The 18265-nt window shown below is 59.7% G+C and carries 17 protein-coding genes; 11 read left to right on the top strand and 6 right to left on the bottom strand.

Features of this window, described 5'->3' with window-relative positions; translation table 11 throughout:
- The first annotated feature begins 7 nt into the window (after nt 1-7).
- The 7 genes from ACA075_RS21885 to ACA075_RS21855 all read left to right on the top strand — a co-directional run bounded on the left by ACA075_RS21885 (nt 8) and on the right by ACA075_RS21855 (nt 6934).
- The gene (locus ACA075_RS21885) at nt 8-364 is read left to right on the top strand and encodes a DUF4398 domain-containing protein (protein ID WP_219095375.1); all 357 of its coding nucleotides are present in this window, start codon (nt 8-10) and stop codon (nt 362-364) included.
- The gene (locus ACA075_RS21880) at nt 361-1173 is read left to right on the top strand and encodes an OmpA family protein (protein WP_219095374.1); all 813 of its coding nucleotides are present in this window, start codon (nt 361-363) and stop codon (nt 1171-1173) included. The genes ACA075_RS21885 and ACA075_RS21880 overlap by 4 nt, the downstream gene beginning before the upstream one ends.
- 201 nt (nt 1174-1374) lie before the next feature.
- The gene (locus ACA075_RS21875) at nt 1375-2814 is read left to right on the top strand and encodes an aminotransferase-like domain-containing protein (protein ID WP_109633782.1); all 1440 of its coding nucleotides are present in this window, start codon (nt 1375-1377) and stop codon (nt 2812-2814) included.
- Nucleotides 2815-2903: 89 nt separating this feature from the next.
- The gene (locus ACA075_RS21870; protein ID WP_497295313.1) at nt 2904-3395 is read left to right on the top strand and encodes a translation initiation factor 2; all 492 of its coding nucleotides are present in this window, start codon (nt 2904-2906) and stop codon (nt 3393-3395) included.
- A gap of 166 nt (nt 3396-3561) precedes the next feature.
- Nucleotides 3562-3816 carry a YkgJ family cysteine cluster protein gene (locus tag ACA075_RS21865; RefSeq protein WP_497295312.1) on the top strand — a complete coding sequence of 85 codons (255 nt, stop codon included), beginning with the start codon at nt 3562-3564 and terminating at the stop codon, nt 3814-3816.
- Between the two features lie 41 nt (nt 3817-3857).
- Nucleotides 3858-4463 carry an START domain-containing protein gene (locus ACA075_RS21860; RefSeq protein ID WP_497295310.1) on the top strand — a complete coding sequence of 202 codons (606 nt, stop codon included), beginning with the start codon at nt 3858-3860 and terminating at the stop codon, nt 4461-4463.
- A gap of 377 nt (nt 4464-4840) precedes the next feature.
- Nucleotides 4841-6934: an LTA synthase family protein gene (locus tag ACA075_RS21855; RefSeq protein WP_497295308.1), complete on the top strand. Its 2094-nt coding sequence runs from the start codon at nt 4841-4843 to the stop codon at nt 6932-6934.
- Nucleotides 6935-6993: 59 nt separating this feature from the next.
- Here the strand turns inward: ACA075_RS21855 and ACA075_RS21850 are convergent, their stop codons facing one another.
- Nucleotides 6994-7152, bottom strand: a complete 159-nt coding sequence (locus tag ACA075_RS21850) for a DUF3309 family protein (RefSeq protein WP_169858239.1) — start codon at nt 7150-7152, stop codon at nt 6994-6996.
- 281 nt (nt 7153-7433) lie between these two features.
- Between ACA075_RS21850 and ACA075_RS21845 the strand changes: the two genes are divergently transcribed.
- From ACA075_RS21845 to csrA, 3 genes are all read left to right on the top strand, one after another.
- Nucleotides 7434-8249, top strand: a complete 816-nt coding sequence (locus tag ACA075_RS21845) for an SDR family oxidoreductase (protein ID WP_497295306.1) — start codon at nt 7434-7436, stop codon at nt 8247-8249.
- A gap of 64 nt (nt 8250-8313) precedes the next feature.
- Entirely contained in the window at nt 8314-8646 is a 333-nt protein-coding gene (locus ACA075_RS21840; protein WP_403107395.1) for a YnfA family protein, read from the top strand.
- Nucleotides 8647-8791: 145 nt separating this feature from the next.
- The gene (csrA, locus tag ACA075_RS21835) at nt 8792-8977 is read left to right on the top strand and encodes a carbon storage regulator CsrA (protein ID WP_010461752.1); all 186 of its coding nucleotides are present in this window, start codon (nt 8792-8794) and stop codon (nt 8975-8977) included.
- Between the two features lie 5 nt (nt 8978-8982).
- Here the strand turns inward: csrA and ACA075_RS21830 are convergent, their stop codons facing one another.
- The 5 genes from ACA075_RS21830 to mnmC all read right to left on the bottom strand — a co-directional run bounded on the left by ACA075_RS21830 (nt 8983) and on the right by mnmC (nt 16404).
- Entirely contained in the window at nt 8983-9210 is a 228-nt protein-coding gene (locus ACA075_RS21830) for a YheU family protein (protein ID WP_010461751.1), read from the bottom strand.
- A gap of 138 nt (nt 9211-9348) precedes the next feature.
- The gene (locus tag ACA075_RS21825) at nt 9349-10539 is read right to left on the bottom strand and encodes an osmoprotectant NAGGN system M42 family peptidase (protein ID WP_497295304.1); all 1191 of its coding nucleotides are present in this window, start codon (nt 10537-10539) and stop codon (nt 9349-9351) included.
- A 161-nt stretch (nt 10540-10700) separates the two neighbouring features.
- Nucleotides 10701-12449 (bottom strand): N-acetylglutaminylglutamine synthetase, encoded by a 1749-nt coding sequence (ngg, locus tag ACA075_RS21820; protein ID WP_497295303.1) that lies wholly within the window; start codon nt 12447-12449, stop codon nt 10701-10703.
- A 3-nt stretch (nt 12450-12452) separates the two neighbouring features.
- Nucleotides 12453-14225 carry an N-acetylglutaminylglutamine amidotransferase gene (locus tag ACA075_RS21815; RefSeq protein WP_497295301.1) on the bottom strand — a complete coding sequence of 591 codons (1773 nt, stop codon included), beginning with the start codon at nt 14223-14225 and terminating at the stop codon, nt 12453-12455.
- Nucleotides 14226-14424: 199 nt separating this feature from the next.
- On the bottom strand, nt 14425-16404 hold the full coding sequence (gene mnmC, locus ACA075_RS21810) for a bifunctional tRNA (5-methylaminomethyl-2-thiouridine)(34)-methyltransferase MnmC2/FAD-dependent 5-carboxymethylaminomethyl-2-thiouridine(34) oxidoreductase MnmC1 (protein ID WP_497295299.1): 1980 nt from the start codon (nt 16402-16404) through the stop codon (nt 14425-14427).
- Nucleotides 16405-16685: 281 nt separating this feature from the next.
- Here mnmC and pap point away from each other — a divergent pair, with 281 nt between their 5' ends.
- Nucleotides 16686-18209, top strand: a complete 1524-nt coding sequence (pap, locus tag ACA075_RS21805) for a polyphosphate:AMP phosphotransferase (RefSeq protein ID WP_497295298.1) — start codon at nt 16686-16688, stop codon at nt 18207-18209.
- The last annotated feature ends 56 nt before the right edge of the window (nt 18210-18265 follow it).

Below are 18265 nucleotides of genomic sequence, written 5' to 3'. Positions count from 1 at the left end.
ATTTTTAGTGAGTATTCGACCTCTTTTCGCTGCCCTGGCCGTTCTGGCTCTGGCGGGTTGTGCAGCCGATCCGGCGCCGAATGAACAAATACGCCTGACCGAGCAGGCGCTCGAGCAAGCCAAAGCCGTAGGCGCTACCGCCGCCGACGTGCCGGAACTCAAACTGGCCGAAGGCAAGTTTTCTCGTGCCCAGGGCGACATGACCGATCAGTCCTACAGGCATGCGCGCATGCGGGCCGAGCAGGCCGAACTGGACGCGCGTCTGGCCGAAGCCAAGGTGCTGACCCTCAAGAGTGAGGAGCAGCTGAATGTACTCAATACCCGCATCACTCGCCTGCGCAAGCAACTGGGAGATGCCCAATGAGCCTCAAGTCCAAAGCACTCGGCGGCTTGATCCTCGCAGGTTGCGCAAGCCTTTACGGCTGCGCCGGCCAACACAGCGAGACTGCATTGCAGCAGGCCGGGACTGACTTCCAGAAGGTCAAGGAAGACTCCAACGTGCTGCGAATCGCGCCCAAGGATGTGATTCGTGCCGGCGAATCCCTGGCCCGTGCTGATCGTCTTTCCAGTTATTGGGGCAGCGGCTCGGATGTGGTGCATTACGCCTACCTGAGCCAGCGCTACAGCGAAATCGCCCGCGAGCACACTAATCAGGTGCTCAACGAAGAGCGCGCGGCAAAGCTCGAACTGGAACGTCAGCGTCTGCAACTTGCTCTGCGCGAGTCCAAATTGCTCAGCGTGCAGCAGCAAGGCAAGTGGCTCGAAGAACAGATCGTTGCCTTGGCAACCACACAGACCGACCGTGGTCTGGTGATGACCCTGGGCGATGTGCTGTTCGACACCGGCGAAGCGGAGCTGAAGAATTCGGCGAACCGCGTGGTGCTGAAGATCGTGCAATTCCTTCAGCTCAATCCCAAACGCGTGGTCCGCATCGAGGGCTACACCGACAGCACCGGCGGTAAGCAGGACAACCTCAAACTGTCCCGTGACCGTGCGCAATCGGTGGCGGACGTGCTGATGGATCTTGGTATCGACGACAAACGTATCAAAGTCGAAGGCTACGGCGATGAATACCCTGTGGATGTGAACGCTTCCGAGCGTGGTCGCGCGCAGAACCGTCGGGTCGAAATTGTGTTCTCCGACGAGAAAGGCCAGCTCGGCGCCGCCCGCTAAGGGCTGCGTTTCTGGAAAACCCGGCCTGCCCGACAGTGCCGGGTTTTTTTGCGCCTGCCAATTGCCTCTCAAAACAGTACAGTTTTTACTGACACTGCACTGTACGGTCGACTATTGTGGCAACTGTCCCAGTACACTTCTAAACTGTTCCGGTATTGTTTCGCACAAGAATAAAATGCCCGTGAAATCGAGTGCTGCGTCATGACCAATCTCTTGCTCTACCAACGTATTGCTCAGCAACTGGCCGAAGACATCCGCCGTGGCGTCTATCAACCGGGGGAGCGCGTGCCTTCGGTGCGCAAGATGAGCTCGCAGCTCAACGTCAGCCATGCAACCGTTTTGCAGGCTTATGCCAATCTCGAGGATCAAGGGCTGATCCGCGCCCGGCCGCAGTCGGGTTACTACGTGCACCAGACGCCGGCCCTGACGGCGCCCACGCCGGACATCGCCCGGGTCGAGCGGCCTGGTCTGGTCACCCGCAGCAGCATCATCCAGCAAGTGCTCGTCGAGTCCCGCCGCGAGGGCGTTTTCCCCTTGGGCGCGGCGGTGCCGAGCGTCGATTATCTACCGGTCCGCGCCTTGCACCAGCAATTGGCCAAGGTCACCCGTTTCCATAGCCCGCGTGCCTTCAGCTACATGTTCAGCCCCGGTTTTGAACCGTTGCGCCGACAGGTGGCGATCCGCATGCGTGATGCCGGCGTGGTGGTCGATCCGTCCGAAGTGGTGATCACCCACGGCTGTGTCGATGCATTGCAGATGTCTCTTCGCGTGCTGACTCGGCCGGGCGACCTGATCGCCGCCGAATCGCCGACTTATTATGGTTTGCTGCAATTGGCCGACCTGCTGGGTCTCAAAGTCATCGAGATCCCGAGCGACCCGGCGACCGGCATGAGCCTCGAAGCCCTGCAGTTGGCGGCCAACCAGTGGTCGATCAAGGCGCTGGTGCTGACCACGCGTCTGAGTAATCCACTGGGTGGCACCATGCCCGAAGAGCGGCAGAAACAACTGCTGCGCCTGGCCTCGGATTTCGATATCCAGATCGTTGAAGACGACATCTACGGCGAATTGATGTTCGAACAAGGCCGGACCAAATCGCTCAAGGCCTACGATCGGCTTGATCGAGTGATCTATTGCTCGAGCTTCTCCAAGACCCTGTCTCCGGGCGTGCGGATTGGCTGGATGATCGCCGGCAAATATCAGCAAGAGATTCAGCGTTTGCAGACGTTCAGTACGCATTCGGCGTGCAGCGTCACGCAAATGGGCATCGCCGCGTACCTGGAAAATGGCGGCTACGACCGTCACTTGCGCTACATCCGTCAGGAATATCGCAAGAACCTCAGCGCCTTCCAGTTGGCCGTGCAGCAGTACTTCCCGGAAGGCACGCAGATGACCCGGCCCACTGGCGGCTTCATTCTGTGGGTCAGCCTGCCAGGACGGGTCAACACTCAGGAGCTGCATGTGCGTGCGTTGCAGCAGGGCATCAGTATCGCGCCGGGGCTGATTTTCAGTAACACCGAGCAGTTCAATCACTGCATTCGCCTGAACTGTGGAACGCCCTGGAATCGTGAAGCGGAGCGCGCATTGATGACGTTGGGGATGTTGGCCACGCAGCTTTGCCAGGAGACGGCCAGCGGTTTCTGACAAGAACGCCGGTCGTTTCCTACACGTGCTTGTCATGTTGCGTACAACAGGCGAGCATATGGCCCTCTGCCGTTAGCGTCGTTGGGTCCATGAAACCGATTTTTCCTGCCGCCTGCCTATCGATCTGCCTCCTCTTGACCGTTAATGCCCAAGGCGTCATGGCGGCTTCGACTCAGGAAAAGCCGGCAGCCAGCGCAACGGCGTCGAAAAAACCAGCGCCCGTCAAGAAAGCCGACTCGGTCAAAAAGAATGCCGCGCCGACCAAAAAGAAACCGGCGGTGCTGAAAAAGCGTCCGCCGATTGCTTCCAAGTCGAAACCGGCCAGTGAAGTCGTGAAAACCCGGTTGCCTTCCGCCAATCTCGATCTGAGCCTGCCTCAAGACATGGTCCAGGAGCTGAAACCGATCGGTACGGTCCCTATGCCACGACACGACGCCGTATTGCCGCAGATGTTCGGTGACAAGAACAGTCAATTTCAGCTCAACGGCCGGCTGCTCAGCAACGAAATGCAGTTGCAACTGCGCAATGAAGAGCGCCGCGACGTTGAAGGCGCAGCGCTGGATTTCGAGTTCAAACAGTAAATCTGTGCTAATTCGTGACCCGCGACCCAGACGCTTTGTCGGAGACTGGTCAGTCACGTTCGTTTGAGCGCAAAAACCCCGGTCCAGGTAATTTAAAACAACTGTTTTAGCGGTTACTCTGTGCCTCGTCCATTAACACATCGCCCGTCGCGAGGAGCTTGTCGTCATGAAATGCCGTGAAGGCTGTGGCGCCTGTTGCATAGCCCCTTCCATCAGTTCACCGATTCCCGGCATGCCCAATGGCAAGGCCGCTGGCGAACGTTGCGTACAACTGTCTGTCGATAACCTGTGCAATATTTTCGGCGATCCACAACGTCCTGCCGTGTGTTCGGCGTTTGAAGCCGACGTCGAAGTCTGCGGAAGCAGCAGTGACGAAGCGATCAAGTTGTTGGGATGGTGGGAGCAAATGACGGCTGCATGATGTGTTCTACGAACGGAACTTCAACAACAAGGAATAAGACTATGGGTTCGCTGCATCGTATGGCTGTGCTGTGTGGTTTGACGGTGGTGCTGGCCACCACCGCCGCACAGGCCGAAGACTGGAAAGTCGCCAAGAATGAAGACGGCATCAAGGTGTCCCTGAGTGAAGTGGTCGGTTCCGATTACAAGGCCTACCAGGGCGTGACCCTGATGAAAACCACCATGGCCAAATTGCGCGCGCTGCAGGAAGACGTTGCAGGCGCCTGCGCCTGGATTCACGAGTGCAAAATGCAGAAACTGCTCAAGCACGAAGGCGATCAGAGCTGGACCTACACCCAGTTCAATACCCCGTGGCCGGTGACGCCGCGTGATTCGGTGCTGCATATCACCACCACCGAAGGCGCCGACGGCAGCCTGACCCGCAAGCTCGAAGGCGTGCCGAAGTACATTCCTGAGGAAAAGGGTTTCGTGCGGGTCACCAAGGTCGACGGCTTCTGGAAGTTCGTGCCCAAGGGTGACCAGATCGAAGTGACCTACCAGGTGCACACTGAGCCAGGCGGCAGCATCCCATCGATGGTCGCCAACAAGTTCGTGGTCGATGCGCCGTTCAACACGCTCAAAGCCCTGAAGGAACGCGCAGAGAAGTAATTGCGCGCTGTTTCATGAACGCCCCGACCTTTCGGGGCGTTTTTTATTTGGCATTAGTCAGTTATGCATGTGGGAGCGAGCCTGCCCGCGATAGCGGTTTCTCATCCGACATAGGTGTCGACTGATCCACCGCTATCGCGAGCAGGCTCGCTTCCACAGGTTTATTTTGTTTCCAGATATACGTTGCACGAAATTTTCACAAAGCCTCCAAGACAATTCGCCCGCGTCAGCATACCGGGCACTAATCAATGGCAATGCTGCGGTTGATCGTGCAACATTTGCGCACCGCGCAAGCCCCGGGGCCGAGAACTGGCCAACAGAGGGCAGGGCGCCGCTTCATTTTTGAAACTTCAACTTCCAATGGGTCCTAAAACGACATGGCAAACCCGGACGCCCTGAGTCAGCAGCGAGCTTCTAGTCGCCTGCTGCAACCGACCGTCAAATCGCACCTGGCCTACACGCTGCTGTGCGCCTTGGTCATGATGGTCATGTTCAGCCTGCTGCGCGTTGCGCTGCTGGTCTATAACCGCGAAATGATCCTGGATTCACCTGCCTCGACCTTTATCGAGGCGTTCGCCAATGGTCTGCGTTTCGACCTGCGCCTGGTGGTCTACCTCTGCATTCCGCTGGTTCTGGCGCTGTTCAGCGCCCGGGCCATGGCCGCTCGGGGGTTCTTCCGCTTCTGGCTGACCATCGCCTCGAGCATCGCGCTGTTCCTCGGCCTGATGGAGATGGATTTCTACCGTGAATTCCACCAGCGCCTCAACGGCCTGGTCTTCCAGTACGTGAAGGAAGACCCGAAAACCGTGATGAGTATGCTCTGGTACGGTTTTCCTGTGGTTCGCTACCTGCTGGCCTGGGCTTTCGGCACGCTGATCCTGACCCTCGCGTTCAAGGGGGCCGACCGGGCGACCCGTCCTCGCGGTCCGTTCAGTGGCGGCAGCATCGGCACGCGCCAGATCGCCCCGTGGTATGCGCGAGGCGTCGTATTCGTGGTTTGCCTGCTGGTCTGCGTGGTCGCCGCTCGTGGCACCCTGCGTCAAGGCCCGCCGCTGCGTTGGGGGGACGTCTACACCACCGACTCGAACTTCGCCAACCAGTTGGGCCTCAACGGCACGCTGTCGCTGATTGCGGCGGCCAAGAGCCGGATGTCCGAAGATCGCGACAACATCTGGAAGGCCACCCTGCCACAGCCTGAAGCGCAGAAAGTCGTGCGTGACATGCTGGTGATGGCGGACGACAAACTGGTGGATACCGAAACCGCAGCCGTGCGCCGCGACTACACGCCACCAGCCGACAAGACCCTGCCGATCAAGAACGTCGTCGTGATCCTGATGGAAAGCATGGCCGGTCACTCGGTGGGCGCCTTGGGTGCACCGGGCAACATCACGCCGTACCTCGACAAACTGTCGAAGGAAGGCCTGCTGTTCGACCGCTTCTTCTCCAACGGCACCCATACCCACCAGGGTATGTTCGCCACCATGGCGTGCTTCCCGAATCTGCCGGGTTTTGAATACCTGATGCAGACGCCGGAAGGCAGCCACAAGTTGTCCGGCCTGCCGCAATTGCTCAGTGCCCGTGACTATGACGACGTGTACGTCTACAACGGCGACTTTGCCTGGGATAACCAGTCGGGTTTCTTCAGCAACCAGGGCATGACCAACTTCATTGGTCGTAACGACTTCGTGAACCCGGTGTTCTCCGATCCGACCTGGGGCGTGTCCGACCAGGACATGTTCGACCGTGGTCTGGTAGAGCTCAAGGCGCGGGAAAACGGCAAGCCGTTCTATGCGCTGCTGCAAACCCTGTCCAACCACACGCCTTACGCGTTGCCAACCCCATTGCCGGTTGAGCGCGTGACCGATCGCGGTAGCCTGAACGAGCATTTGACCGCCATGCGTTACGCGGACTGGGCGCTGGGCCAGTTCTTTGAAAAGGCCCGCAAGGAGCCGTATTTCAAGGAAACCCTGTTTGTAATCGTCGGCGACCATGGTTTTGGCAACGAGCGTCAGATCACCGAAATGGACCTTGGCCGCTTCAACGTACCGCTGCTGCTGATTGCACCGGGCATCCAGGAAAAGTTCGGCGAGCGTGACCATACCGTGGGCACGCAGATCGACATCGTGCCGACCATCATGGGCCGTATTGGTGGCGAAGTGCGTCATCAGTGCTGGGGCCGCGATTTGCTCAACCTGCCTGAAGGCGACACCGGTTTCGGCGTGATCAAACCGTCGGGTAGCGAGCAGACCACCGCCATCATCACGGCTGATCAGATTCTGGTGCTGCCGAAGGAAAAGGAAATGGCGCCGAAGATGTATCAGTACGAACTGGGCGCGACACCTCACGCCGAGATCGTTCCGGATGCACCGCGTACCGCTGAGCTTAAGCTCAAGCTTGAAGCCTTCCTGCAAACGGCGACCAAGAGCCTGATCGACAACACCGCCGGTGTGGTTGACGGCAAGCCGGACTAAGTTTTCGGCGCAATAAAAAAGAGGCCCTCGAGGGCCTCTTTTTTTTGCTTGTTAACTCTTTATATCTTGCCAAGTAACAGCAGAATCAACAGCACCACCAACACCACGCCGATGATACCCGACGGGCCATAACCCCAACTTCTGGAGTGTGGAAAGACCGGCAAACCACCTACCAGCAGGAGAATCAGAATTACGATAAGAATTGTGCCCATGTCTATTTCCTTGTTGGAAGTGTTCTGGAATGACTTTAGCTTTTAACTGTCAGCTGGACTGAAATAAACCCGAGCTGCTTACAAAATCCGACTGTCGCGTGTGTCGGAAAATTCAAAGTTTTTTTAATGTTTTTCGAAGAAAACCTTATTCCGTTTTTGGCGGCGTTAGTTGATTCCGGCGCTCCCGCGGTTTGCTCGGACCATTCAGCAATCTGATGGAGCGTGGGTCGCGCAATGCCCTTCGCTACACTCAGCGCATCTTCCCCGGAACAACAAGGCTGTTTGCTATGCAAAATCGCATGATGATCACTGGCGCGGGCTCAGGCCTGGGTCGCGAAATCGCGCTGCGCTGGGCGCGTGAAGGCTGGCAGCTGGCCTTGTCGGATGTCAGCGAGCCCGGTCTGCAGGAAACCCTGAGACTGGTTCGCGAAGCGGGTGGCGACGGTTTTATCCAGCGTTGCGATGTGCGCGATTACAGCCAGCTGACCGCATTCGCCCAGGCGTGCGAAGAGAAGCTTGGCGGCATCGATGTCATCGTCAACAACGCCGGCGTGGCCTCGGGCGGGTTCTTCAGTGAACTGTCCCTGGAAGATTGGGACTGGCAGATCGCGATCAACCTGATGGGCGTGGTCAAGGGCTGCAAGGCCTTCCTGCCGCTGCTGGAAAAAAGCAAAGGCAAAATCATCAACATCGCGTCCATGGCCGCCCTGATGCAAGGTCCGGCCATGAGCAACTACAACGTGGCCAAGGCCGGTGTAGTGGCCCTGTCCGAAAGCCTGCTGGTCGAACTGGCGCAGCAGGAAGTGGGCGTGCACGTGGTTTGTCCGTCGTTCTTCCAGACCAACCTGCTGGATTCTTTCCGTGGCCCGACCCCGGCCATGAAAGCCCAGGTCGGCAAATTGCTGGAAAGTTCGCCGATCACCGCGACCGACATTGCCGATTATATCTATGAGCACGTCGCCGCCGGTGAATTCATGATCCTGCCCCACGAACAGGGACGCATGGCCTGGGCGCTGAAGCAGAAAAACCCGCAACTGCTCTACAACGAAATGACCGTCATGGCCGACAAAATGCGCGCCAAGGCCAAACAAAACGCAGGCTGAACTTGCCCGTGCGCAACACCGTCGTTAGGGTGGCCGCAACCGGTCATCCTTGAGAGACGCGTGCATGCTCAATTACCTGTGGTTTTTCCTCGCGGCGCTGTTCGAAATCGCCGGCTGCTTCGCCTTCTGGATGTGGCTGCGCCAAGGTAAGAGCATTTGGTGGGTGGTGCCGGCGCTGCTCAGCCTGACGTTGTTCGCGCTGTTACTGACCCGTGTCGAGGCGACTTACGCCGGTCGGGCCTATGCCGCCTATGGAGGCATTTACATCGTCGCGTCCATCGGTTGGCTGGCGGTGGTCGAGCGGATTCGCCCCCTGGGCTCGGACTGGCTGGGCGTGGCGCTGTGCGTGATCGGGGCCAGTGTGATTCTGTTCGGCCCGCGTTTCTCTGCTTCCTGAAGCGGCACTCAAAAGATTTGTCAGACGTTTCCGTAAGGCGGGATCTTCCTGCGCTGTAGGGCGGGACTGATTTGCCGTTGTTGCATTGAAGAGCGGCTGCGGGCCGGGCATCTTCAAGGGCCGGTAACCCTGAAGGATGAATGCCATGCTTGTACTCAGTCGCGTTGTGGGCGAGATGATTTCCATCGGTGACAACATTTCAGTGCGCATCATCGCCGTCAACGGAGGCAGTGTGCGCTTCGGTGTCGAAGCGCCACAGAACGTCAATGTGCATCGGGCCGAGGTCTACGATCGCATCCAGGTCAAACTGGCGAAAACCAAAAGACGCTGAGCGCCTCAGTCGAACAGGTGCTTGGGCACATCGTGCTTGAGCATCAACTGGCATTGCTCGCTGTCCGGATCAAAAACGATCAGCGCCTGGCCCTTGGTCAATGCCTGGCGAACACGCAATACGCGGGTTTCCAGCGGCGTGTCGTCACCGTTGTCCGTACCGTCACGGGTCACGAAGTCCTCGATCAGGCGGGTCAGGGTGTCGACTTCAAGTTGGTCATAGGGAATCAGCATAGGCACCTCGGCTAAACAATGGCGCGATGCTACGGCGAATGATCGGTTGCGGCTAGCCTTGGGCTCATGGGTTGCCTGATCTGATGCCATCGCGGGCAATCCCGCGATGGCGATGGCCCAAACGACGCAATACGTGGGTCAGCTATCTGTTCGCTGTCCCACCAGACTATCCACCGACGGCACCCGCGTATCGCTTTCCATCTGCGTGTCGTGCTCGATCTGATGACTGAACCGGTCCAGCGAGCCCTTCGCCGGCTGCGCATCGCTGGCAAACACCGGCGGGCTCAGAATGTAGGCGCCGAGTAGACGACTCAGCGCCGCCAGGCTATCGATGTGCGTGCGCTCGTAACCGTGAGTGGCATCGCAGCCGAAGGCGAGCAGGGCGGTGCGGATGTCGTGCCCGGCGGTGACCGCCGAATGCGCATCGCTGAAGTAATAGCGAAACAGGTCGCGGCGCACCGGCAACTCGTTTTCACTGGCCAGCCTGAGCAAGTGCCGCGACAGGTGATAGTCGTAAGGCCCGCCGGAATCCTGCATCGCCACGCTCACCGCGTGCTCGCTGGAATGCTGGCCGGGCGCAACCGGTGCGATGTCGATGCCGACGAATTCGCTGACGTCCCAAGGCAAGGCGGCTGCCGCACCGCTGCCGGTTTCCTCGGTGATGGTGAACAGCGGATGACAATCGATCATCAACTCCTCACCGCTGTCGACGATCGCTTTCATCGCTGCCAGTAGCGCCGCAACGCCGGCCTTGTCGTCGAGGTGACGGGCGCTGATGTGGCCGCTTTCAGTAAACTCCGGCAGCGGGTCGAAGGCGACGAAATCGCCCACGCTGATCCCCAGTGAATCGCAATCCGCACGGGTGGCGCAGTAAGCGTCCAGACGCAATTCGACGTGATCCCAGCTGATCGGCATTTCATCCACCGCGGTGTTGAACGCGTGCCCGGACGCCATCAGCGGTAACACGCTGCCGCGAATCACCCCGTTGTCAGTAAACAGGCTGACGCGGCTGCCCTCGGCAAAACGGCTGGACCAGCAACCGACCGGGGCGAGCGTCAGGCGACCATTGTCTTTTACCGCGCGAACCGCGGCGCCGATGGTGTCGAGGTGAGCGGAGACCGCACGGTCCGGGCTGTTTTTCTTGCCCTTGAGCGTGGCGCGGATGGTGCCGCGCCGGGTCATTTCAAAGGGAATGCCCAGCTCTTCGAGGCGTTCGGCAACGTACCGCACGATGGTGTCGGTGAAGCCGGTCGGGCTGGGAATGGCGAGCATTTCCAGCAGGACTTTTTGCAGGTAGTTGAGATCCGGTTCGGGGATTTTGCTGGTCATGGAAACTCCTGATGAGTAAAGAACATCGATGGTTTCGATGAAGGAAAAGTTGGGTGCCTGACCTGACGCCTTCGCGAGCAAGCTTCGCTCCTACAGGTAATACGCGTTCCTTTGTAGGAGCGAGGCTTGCCCGCGAAGGCGTCAGTCCAGACGACACATGACTAGGAAACCGCCGGCTGACTGTGCGGAAACAACAAATCCACAAACCTCTCGGCCGTCGGCTGCGGTTCATGGTTGGCCAGTCCGGCGCGTTCGTTGGCTTCGATAAACACATACGCCGGTTGGTCGGCAGCAGGCACCATCAGGTCAAGCCCGACCATGGGAATATCCAGCGCCCGCGCTGCGCGCACCGCCGCATCCACCAGGGTCGGATGCAAAATCGCTGTGACATCCTCCAGGACGCCGCCGGTATGGAGATTAGCGGTACGCCTTACGAACAGATGCTCACCGGCCGGCAGAATACTGTTGTAGTCATAACCCGCCGCCTGCAACGTGCGCTCGGTCTCATGGTCCAGCGGGATTTTGCTTTCACCGCTGGTGGCCGCCTGCCGACGCCGACTCTGCGCTTCGATCAACGCACCGATGGAATGCTGACCATCGCCCACCACCTCGGCAGGCCGGCGAATCGCCGCGGCGACCACCTCGAAACCGATCACCACAATCCGCAAATCGAGACCTTCGTGGAAACTTTCCAGCAGCACGCGGCTGTCGAACTGTCGGGCGGCTTCGATTGCTTGCTGGACCTCTTCAATCGTCCGCAAATCCACCGCGACGCCTTGACCTTGCTCGCCATCCAGAGGCTTCACGACCACTCGCTCGTGCTCATCGAGAAACGCCAGGTTGTCGTCGGCGTTGCCGGCCAGTTGCTGCGAGGGCAGGTTCAAGCCGGCGGCCTTGAGCACTTTGTGCGTCAGGCTTTTGTCCTGGCACAGGCTCATGCTGATGGCGCTGGTCAGGTCGCTCAGGGATTCGCGGCAACGCACCCGGCGCCCGCCATGGCTGAGGGTGAACATCCCGGCGTCGGCATCATCGACGTGCACATCGATGCCACGTCGATGGGCTTCCTCGACAATGATCCGCGCATACGGGTTGAACTCGGCTTCAGGCCCGGGGCCGAGGAACAGCGGCTGATTGATGCCGTTCTTGCGCTTGATGGCGAAGGTCGACAGGTTGCGAAAGCCGAGCTTGGCGTAAAGACTTTTCGCCTGTCGATTGTTGTGCAACACCGAGAGATCCAGGTAACTCAGCCCACGGCTCATGAAGTGTTCGATCAAATGCCGCACCAGCACTTCACCGACGCCGGGCCGCGAGCAGTGCGGATCGACCGCCAGGCACCACAGGCTGCTGCCGTTCTCCGGGTCGTTGAACGCCTTGTGATGGTTGAGGCCCATGACGCTGCCGATGATCGCGCCGCTGTCTTCATCTTCGGCCAGCCAATACACCGGGCCGCCCTGATGTCGCGGCGTCAGCAAATTCGCATCAATCGGTAACATGCCGCGCGCCTGATACAGCTGATTGATCGCCTGCCAGTCTGTTTCGCTTTGGGCCCGGCGAATGCGAAAGCCGCGAAATACCCGGGTTGACTGACGGTAATCGCTGAACCACAGACGCAAGGTGTCGGAGGGGTCAAGGAACAGTTGCGCCGGTTCCAGCCCCAATACTTGCTGGGGCGCGGCGACGTACAAGGCGATGTCGCGTTCACCGGTCTGCTCGTTGAGCAGCTCCTGGGCCAGGCTCGCCGCATCTGGAAAGGTATGGCCGATCAGCAACCGGCCCCAGCCGCAATGCACGACGATCGGCGCCGCGCCCAGTTCACTGCCGTCTTCGGCCAGGCGCGCCTGCAAGCGTTCGTACGAGGGCGCCTGACCGCGCAACAAGCGTTGGCTATACGCCGTGGCGTGAGGTTTCATCGATCAGATTCCTTGTTCACTGAGCCACAGGTTCAGGGCCGCCAATTGCCACAGCTTGGAGCCGCGCAACGGGGTCAACTGGCCTTGCGGATCGGTCAGCAGACGGTCAAGCATGGCCGGGTTGAACAGGCCGCGATCCTGGCTTGGATCGAGCAGCAGTTCGCGCACCCAGTTCAGCGTATCGCCCTGCAAATGCTTGAGGCCCGGCACCGGAAAGTAACCTTTCTTACGGTCAATCACTTCGCTTGGAATCACCAGCCGCGCGGCCTCTTTCAAGACTTGTTTGCCGCCGTCCGGCAGTTTGAATTTGCCCGGCACCCGGGCCGACAGTTCCACCAGGCGATAGTCGAGAAACGGTGTGCGCGCTTCCAGGCCCCAGGCCATGGTCATGTTGTCGACCCGTTTGACCGGGTCGTCCACCAGCATCACCGTGCTGTCCAGACGCAGGGCTTTGTCCACCGCCGCCTCGGCGCCGGGCTGTGCGAAATGTTCCTTCACGAAGTCACCGGCAGCGTCATTGGCAGTCAGCCATTTCGGTTGCACGGTGGCGGCGTAGTCCTCGTAGCTGCGGTCGAAGAACGCATCGCGATAGGCAGCATACGGATCGGCGGCGCCATCAACTTGTGGATACCAGTGATAACCGGCGAACAACTCATCCGCACCTTGGCCGCTCTGCACCACTTTGCAATGTTTGGCCACTTCCCGGGAGAGCAGGTAGAAGGCGATGCAGTCATGGCTGACCATCGGCTCGCTCATGGCGCGGAACGCCGCGGGCAGTTGCTCGATGATCTCTTTCTCGTCGATGCGCAGTTGGTGGTGCTGAGTGTTGTAGTGCTTGGCGATCAAGTCCGAATACTGGAACTCATCACCTCGTTCGCCGCCGGCATCCTGGAAACCGATGGAAAAGGTCGACAGGTTTTCCACGCCGACTTCACGCAACAGGCCCACGAGCATGCTTGAATCGACACCGCCCGAAAGCAGTACGCCGACGTCCACGGCCGCACGTTGACGGATCGCCACCGCGTCGCGAGTGCTGTCGAGCACACGGTCGCGCCAGTCTTCGAGCGTCAGATTCATCTCGTCGGCATGTGGGCCGTAGGGCAGGGTCCACCAGGTTTTCTGCTCGGTGGTGCCGTCTGCTTCGATGCGCATCCAGGTCGCGGGTGGCAGTTTTTCGATACCGGCCAGCAAGGTGCGCGGGGCGGGAACCACCGCGTGAAAATTCAGGTAGTGATTGAGCGCCACCGGGTCGAGGATCGGGTTGATATCACCGCCCTTGAGCAGCGCCGGCAACGCCGAGGCAAAGCGCAGGCGCTGGCCGGTACGCGACAGGTACAACGGCTTCACGCCGAGACGGTCACGCGCGATAAACAGGCGCTTGGCGTCGCGCTCCCAGATGGCGAAGGCAAACATGCCATTTAGTTTCGGCAGCAGCGCTTCGCCCCAGGCGTGATAGCCCTTGAGCAGCACTTCGGTGTCACCGCCGGAATAGAAGGCATAACCAAGGCTTTCAAGCTCGGTGCGCAGTTCCGGGAAGTTGTAGATCGCGCCGTTGAAGGCCAGGGACAAGCCTAACTGGTTGTCGACCATCGGCTGCGCCGAGCCGTCCGACAGGTCCATGATTTTCAGGCGACGATGGCCCAGGGCAATCGGCCCTTGGCTGTGAAAGCCCCACGCGTCAGGACCGCGAGGGGCCAGGTGATGGGTGATTCGTTCAACGGCTGCAAGGTCCGCAGGTTGTTGATCAAAGCGTAACTCGCCAGCTAATCCGCACATAAAGTCCTTACCGGTTTTTCCGTTGGGGAGGGTCAATCGATACTCGGCCAAAATGCCGGGTACTCAGAAACTGACCCGGTGGGATCGTGGGAGTTTTAGATCGATAAGTAATAAGAGGGAATGTGCAGGGAGGCGCCTTCTGCCGAAAACGCCGGGCCACAAGCGATACAGGGATAGTTTAAACAGTGAGAAGGCGGATTCATTTACCCCGGATCAGTCGCCGCAAGGCAAAGCGGTTCGGATGACACGCCTCGGCCACGGCTCTTGGTAATGGCAGCGGTTCGTTGTCGAGCCAGGCGGCCAGCAACTCGCCTGACAACGGCGCGGTGATCAGCCCTCGTGAACCGTGGCCGCTGTTGACGTACAAGCCGTCCAGCCATGGGCAAGGGATGTCCGGCGTTTGCCGGGCATCCTTGCTCAGGGCGATGTAGGCGTCGGCGAAGGCCTGGCTGTCAGACAAGGGGCCGACAATCGGCAGGTAATCGGGGCTGGTGCAGCGGAACGCCGCGCGACCTTCAAGTGCCTCGGGTTGCAAGGCGTCTGCGCCGAGTCGGGCGACCAGGTCCACCGAGATTTCCTCAAGCATTTGCAGGTTGCCGGCATGCTCGGCTGTGGTGGGCGTCAGGTCGTCGTTGTTGAAATCAAAACTTGCGCCCAGGGTGTGTTCACCCAGGCGGGCCGGTGCGACATACCCTTCGGCGCACACCACGGTGCTCAGGCTCTGGCTTGCAGGTGTTTGGGGCAGGCGGGTGATCTGTCCGCGAATCCGTTTGAGCGGCAAGTCGCTGCTGAAGTCGAAACGCTTGATCTCGGCAGCACCGGCCAGCACCACCACCGGCGCGTTGGCCAGCTGTTTGTGACCCTCCCACGCTTGCCATTGCCCCTCCACACGGCGCAGTTCCAGTACATCGTGATGAGGCAGGAGTCGGATATTCGGATGCGCCGCTTGCCATGCGCACAGGGCGGGCGGATGCACCCAACCGCCTTCGGGGTAAAACAGGCCACCCGATTGCAACGCGATGCCCGCGCGGATCTGCGCGTGTTCCTGATCGAGTGTGTGCAGCAAATCCTCGGGAAACGCCGCTGCCAGTTGTGCCTGACGTTCGGCTTCCTTGGCGTTGAAGGCCAGTTGCAGCACGCCGCAATCGTCCCAGTCGAGGCCTCGGTGCAAGTGCTCAAGCAAACGCCGGGTGTGACCGAAACCACTGACAATCAACTGTGACAAGGCCGTGCCATGGGCCGACAGCTTGAGGTACAACACGCCCTGTGGATTGCCCGACGCTTCCTGTGCCAACGCATCGTGCCGCTCCAGCAAACTGACTTGCCAGCCCCGCGCCGCCAGGCTGGCGGCGGTGGCGCAACCGGCCAGGCCTGCGCCAATGACCAGGGCGTGACGTTCGCCGGTCAACGGCGTTGGACGGGCAAACCAGGGTTTCGTCATGACAGGCGCGGGGGCTTCTTCAGGCCAGCCCAGAAACACGCCGCGCAAGATTTCCCATTTGTGGCCGATGCCGGGCGTGCGCTTCATCTTGAAGCCCGCCGCGTTCAATAGTCGGCGAACCCAACCGGTGCTGGTGAAGGTGCTGAGGGTCGAGCCGGGCGCGGCCAGGCGCGCCAGTTCGGCGAACAGTTCGGCGGTCCACATGTCGGGATTTTTCGCCGGGGCAAAACCGTCGAGAAACCACGCATCGATCTGCGCGTCCAGTTGCGGCAATTGCTCCAGCGCATCGCCGATCAGCAACGTCAGGGTCACACGACCGTTGTCCAGAAGCAGGCGCTGGAAGCCTTGATGGATCGCCACGTATTGCTTCAGTAATTGATCGGCAAACGACTTGAGCTCCGGCCACAAGGCCAGGGCACGCTCTAGGTCTGGCTGGCTCAGCGGGTATTTTTCGACGCTGACAAAGTGCAGGCGCGCACCGGCCACGGCGTGCTGTTCGAACAACTGCCAGGCGCAGAGGAAATTAAGTCCGGTGCCGAAACCGGTTTCGCCAATGACCAGTCGACCGCCGTCCGGCAACGCGGCGAAGCGTTCACGCAAACCGTTCTGTTCGAGGAATACATAGCGGGTTTCTTCAAGGCCTGACTTGTCCGAAAAATACACGTCGTCGAACACCCGTGAATACGGGCGACCCTGGTCGTCCCAGTCGAGTTGGGCGTGAGGCAATACAGGTTTCATGGCAGGCTCGGCAACGGCAAGGCGGCCATTCTAGCTGATCGACGTGGCGATGCTTGCACGACCGCCGACTCGCAGAAAATCCTGTAGCAGCTGCCGAGGCACGAGGCTGCGTTGCGTGTCCGCAGGACCGCCCTAGAGGGCCGCGGGCCGCTGCGCAGCCCAACGCAGCCTCGTGCCTCGGCAGCTGCTACAGGGAACAGTGGTTGCGGTGAAGAAATGGATTCTTCCACGCAAAACAACTCAATCCGCTAGTCTTGCGCAATCAGGAAAGGGAGCCGTCCATGTTCGAATCTGCTGAAATCGGTCACGCCATCGACAAAGAAACCTACGAAGCTGAAGAACCGGCACTGCGTGAAGCGTTGCTCGAAGCTCAATTCGAACTTCAACAGCAAAAGCGCTTTCCGGTGATCGTCCTGATCAACGGCATCGAAGGCGCGGGCAAGGGCGAGACGGTCAAGTTGCTCAACGAGTGGATGGACCCGCGACTGATCGAAGTCCGCACTTTTGATCAACAGACCGATGAAGAACTGGCGCGACCACCGGCCTGGCGGTACTGGCGGATGCTCCCGGCCAAGGGGCGCATGGGGATTTTCTTCGGCAACTGGTACAGCCAGATGCTCCAGGGCCGGGTCCATGGGGTGTTCAAGGACGCGGTGCTGGACCAGGCGATCAACCAGTCCGAGCGCTTTGAAAAAATGCTCTGCGACGAAGGCGCGCTGATTTTCAAATTCTGGTTTCACCTCTCCAAGAAGCAGATGAAGGCGCGCCTCAAGGCACTTGCTGACGACCCCTTGCACAGCTGGCGCATCAGTCCGCTGGACTGGCAACAGTCCCGGACCTACGACAAGTTCGTGAAGTACGGCGAGCGCGTGTTGCGTCGCACCAGCCGCGACTACGCACCCTGGCATGTGATTGAAGGCGTGGATGCGCATTATCGAAGTCTGGCGGTGGGCAAAATCCTGCTCGAAGGCCTGCAAAATGCCTTGAAGCGACCTACCGTCCATCCCGACAAGGTCAACGCGGCGCCGTTGCCGATCCATGTCGATCAGCTCAACCTGCTCGACAGCCTCGACTTGAGTCAACGCCTGGAAAAGGACGATTACGAAGAACAACTGATTACCGAGCAGGCACGATTTTCGGGCCTGATGCGCGACAAACGCATGCGTCAACACGCCTTGATCGCAGTGTTCGAAGGCAATGACGCGGCGGGCAAGGGCGGGGCGATCCGGCGAGTGGCCGCGGCGCTCGATCCTCGCCAGTACAGCATCGTGCCGATTGCCGCGCCCACCGAGGAAGAACGGGCGCAACCGTATTTGTGGCGTTTCTGGCGACACCTGCCGGCCAAGGGCAAGTTCACGGTGTTCGATCGATCCTGGTACGGGCGCGTGCTGGTGGAGCGCGTCGAAAACTTCTGCCCACCGGCGGACTGGCTGCGGGCCTACAGCGAGATCAATGATTTCGAAGAGCAGATTTCCGAGTCGGGCGTCATCGTGGTCAAGTTCTGGCTGGCCATCGACAAGGAAACACAGTTGGAGCGTTTCCAGTCGCGTGAAGAAATCCCCTTCAAGCGTTTCAAGATCACTGAAGACGACTGGCGCAACCGGGACAAGTGGGACGCCTACCGCGCGGCCGTCGGCGACATGGTTGACCGCACCAGCACCGAAATCTCGCCGTGGACCCTGGTGGAGGCCAATGACAAGCGCTGGGCCCGGGTCAAGGTCCTGCGCACGATCAACCTGGCGTTGGAAGAAGCGTTCGAGAAGTCCGACAAGCACGACAAGAAGGCCAAAAAACGCCAGTCGTGAGCCGATGGTTACGCATACGCGGGGTGAATGATTGTCGCGGTCGGTTATGGGGTGGA

The sequence above is a fragment of the Pseudomonas sp. LBUM1663 genome, from assembly GCF_059695905.1.
This window is presented reverse-complemented; position numbering and strand designations above follow the sequence as displayed.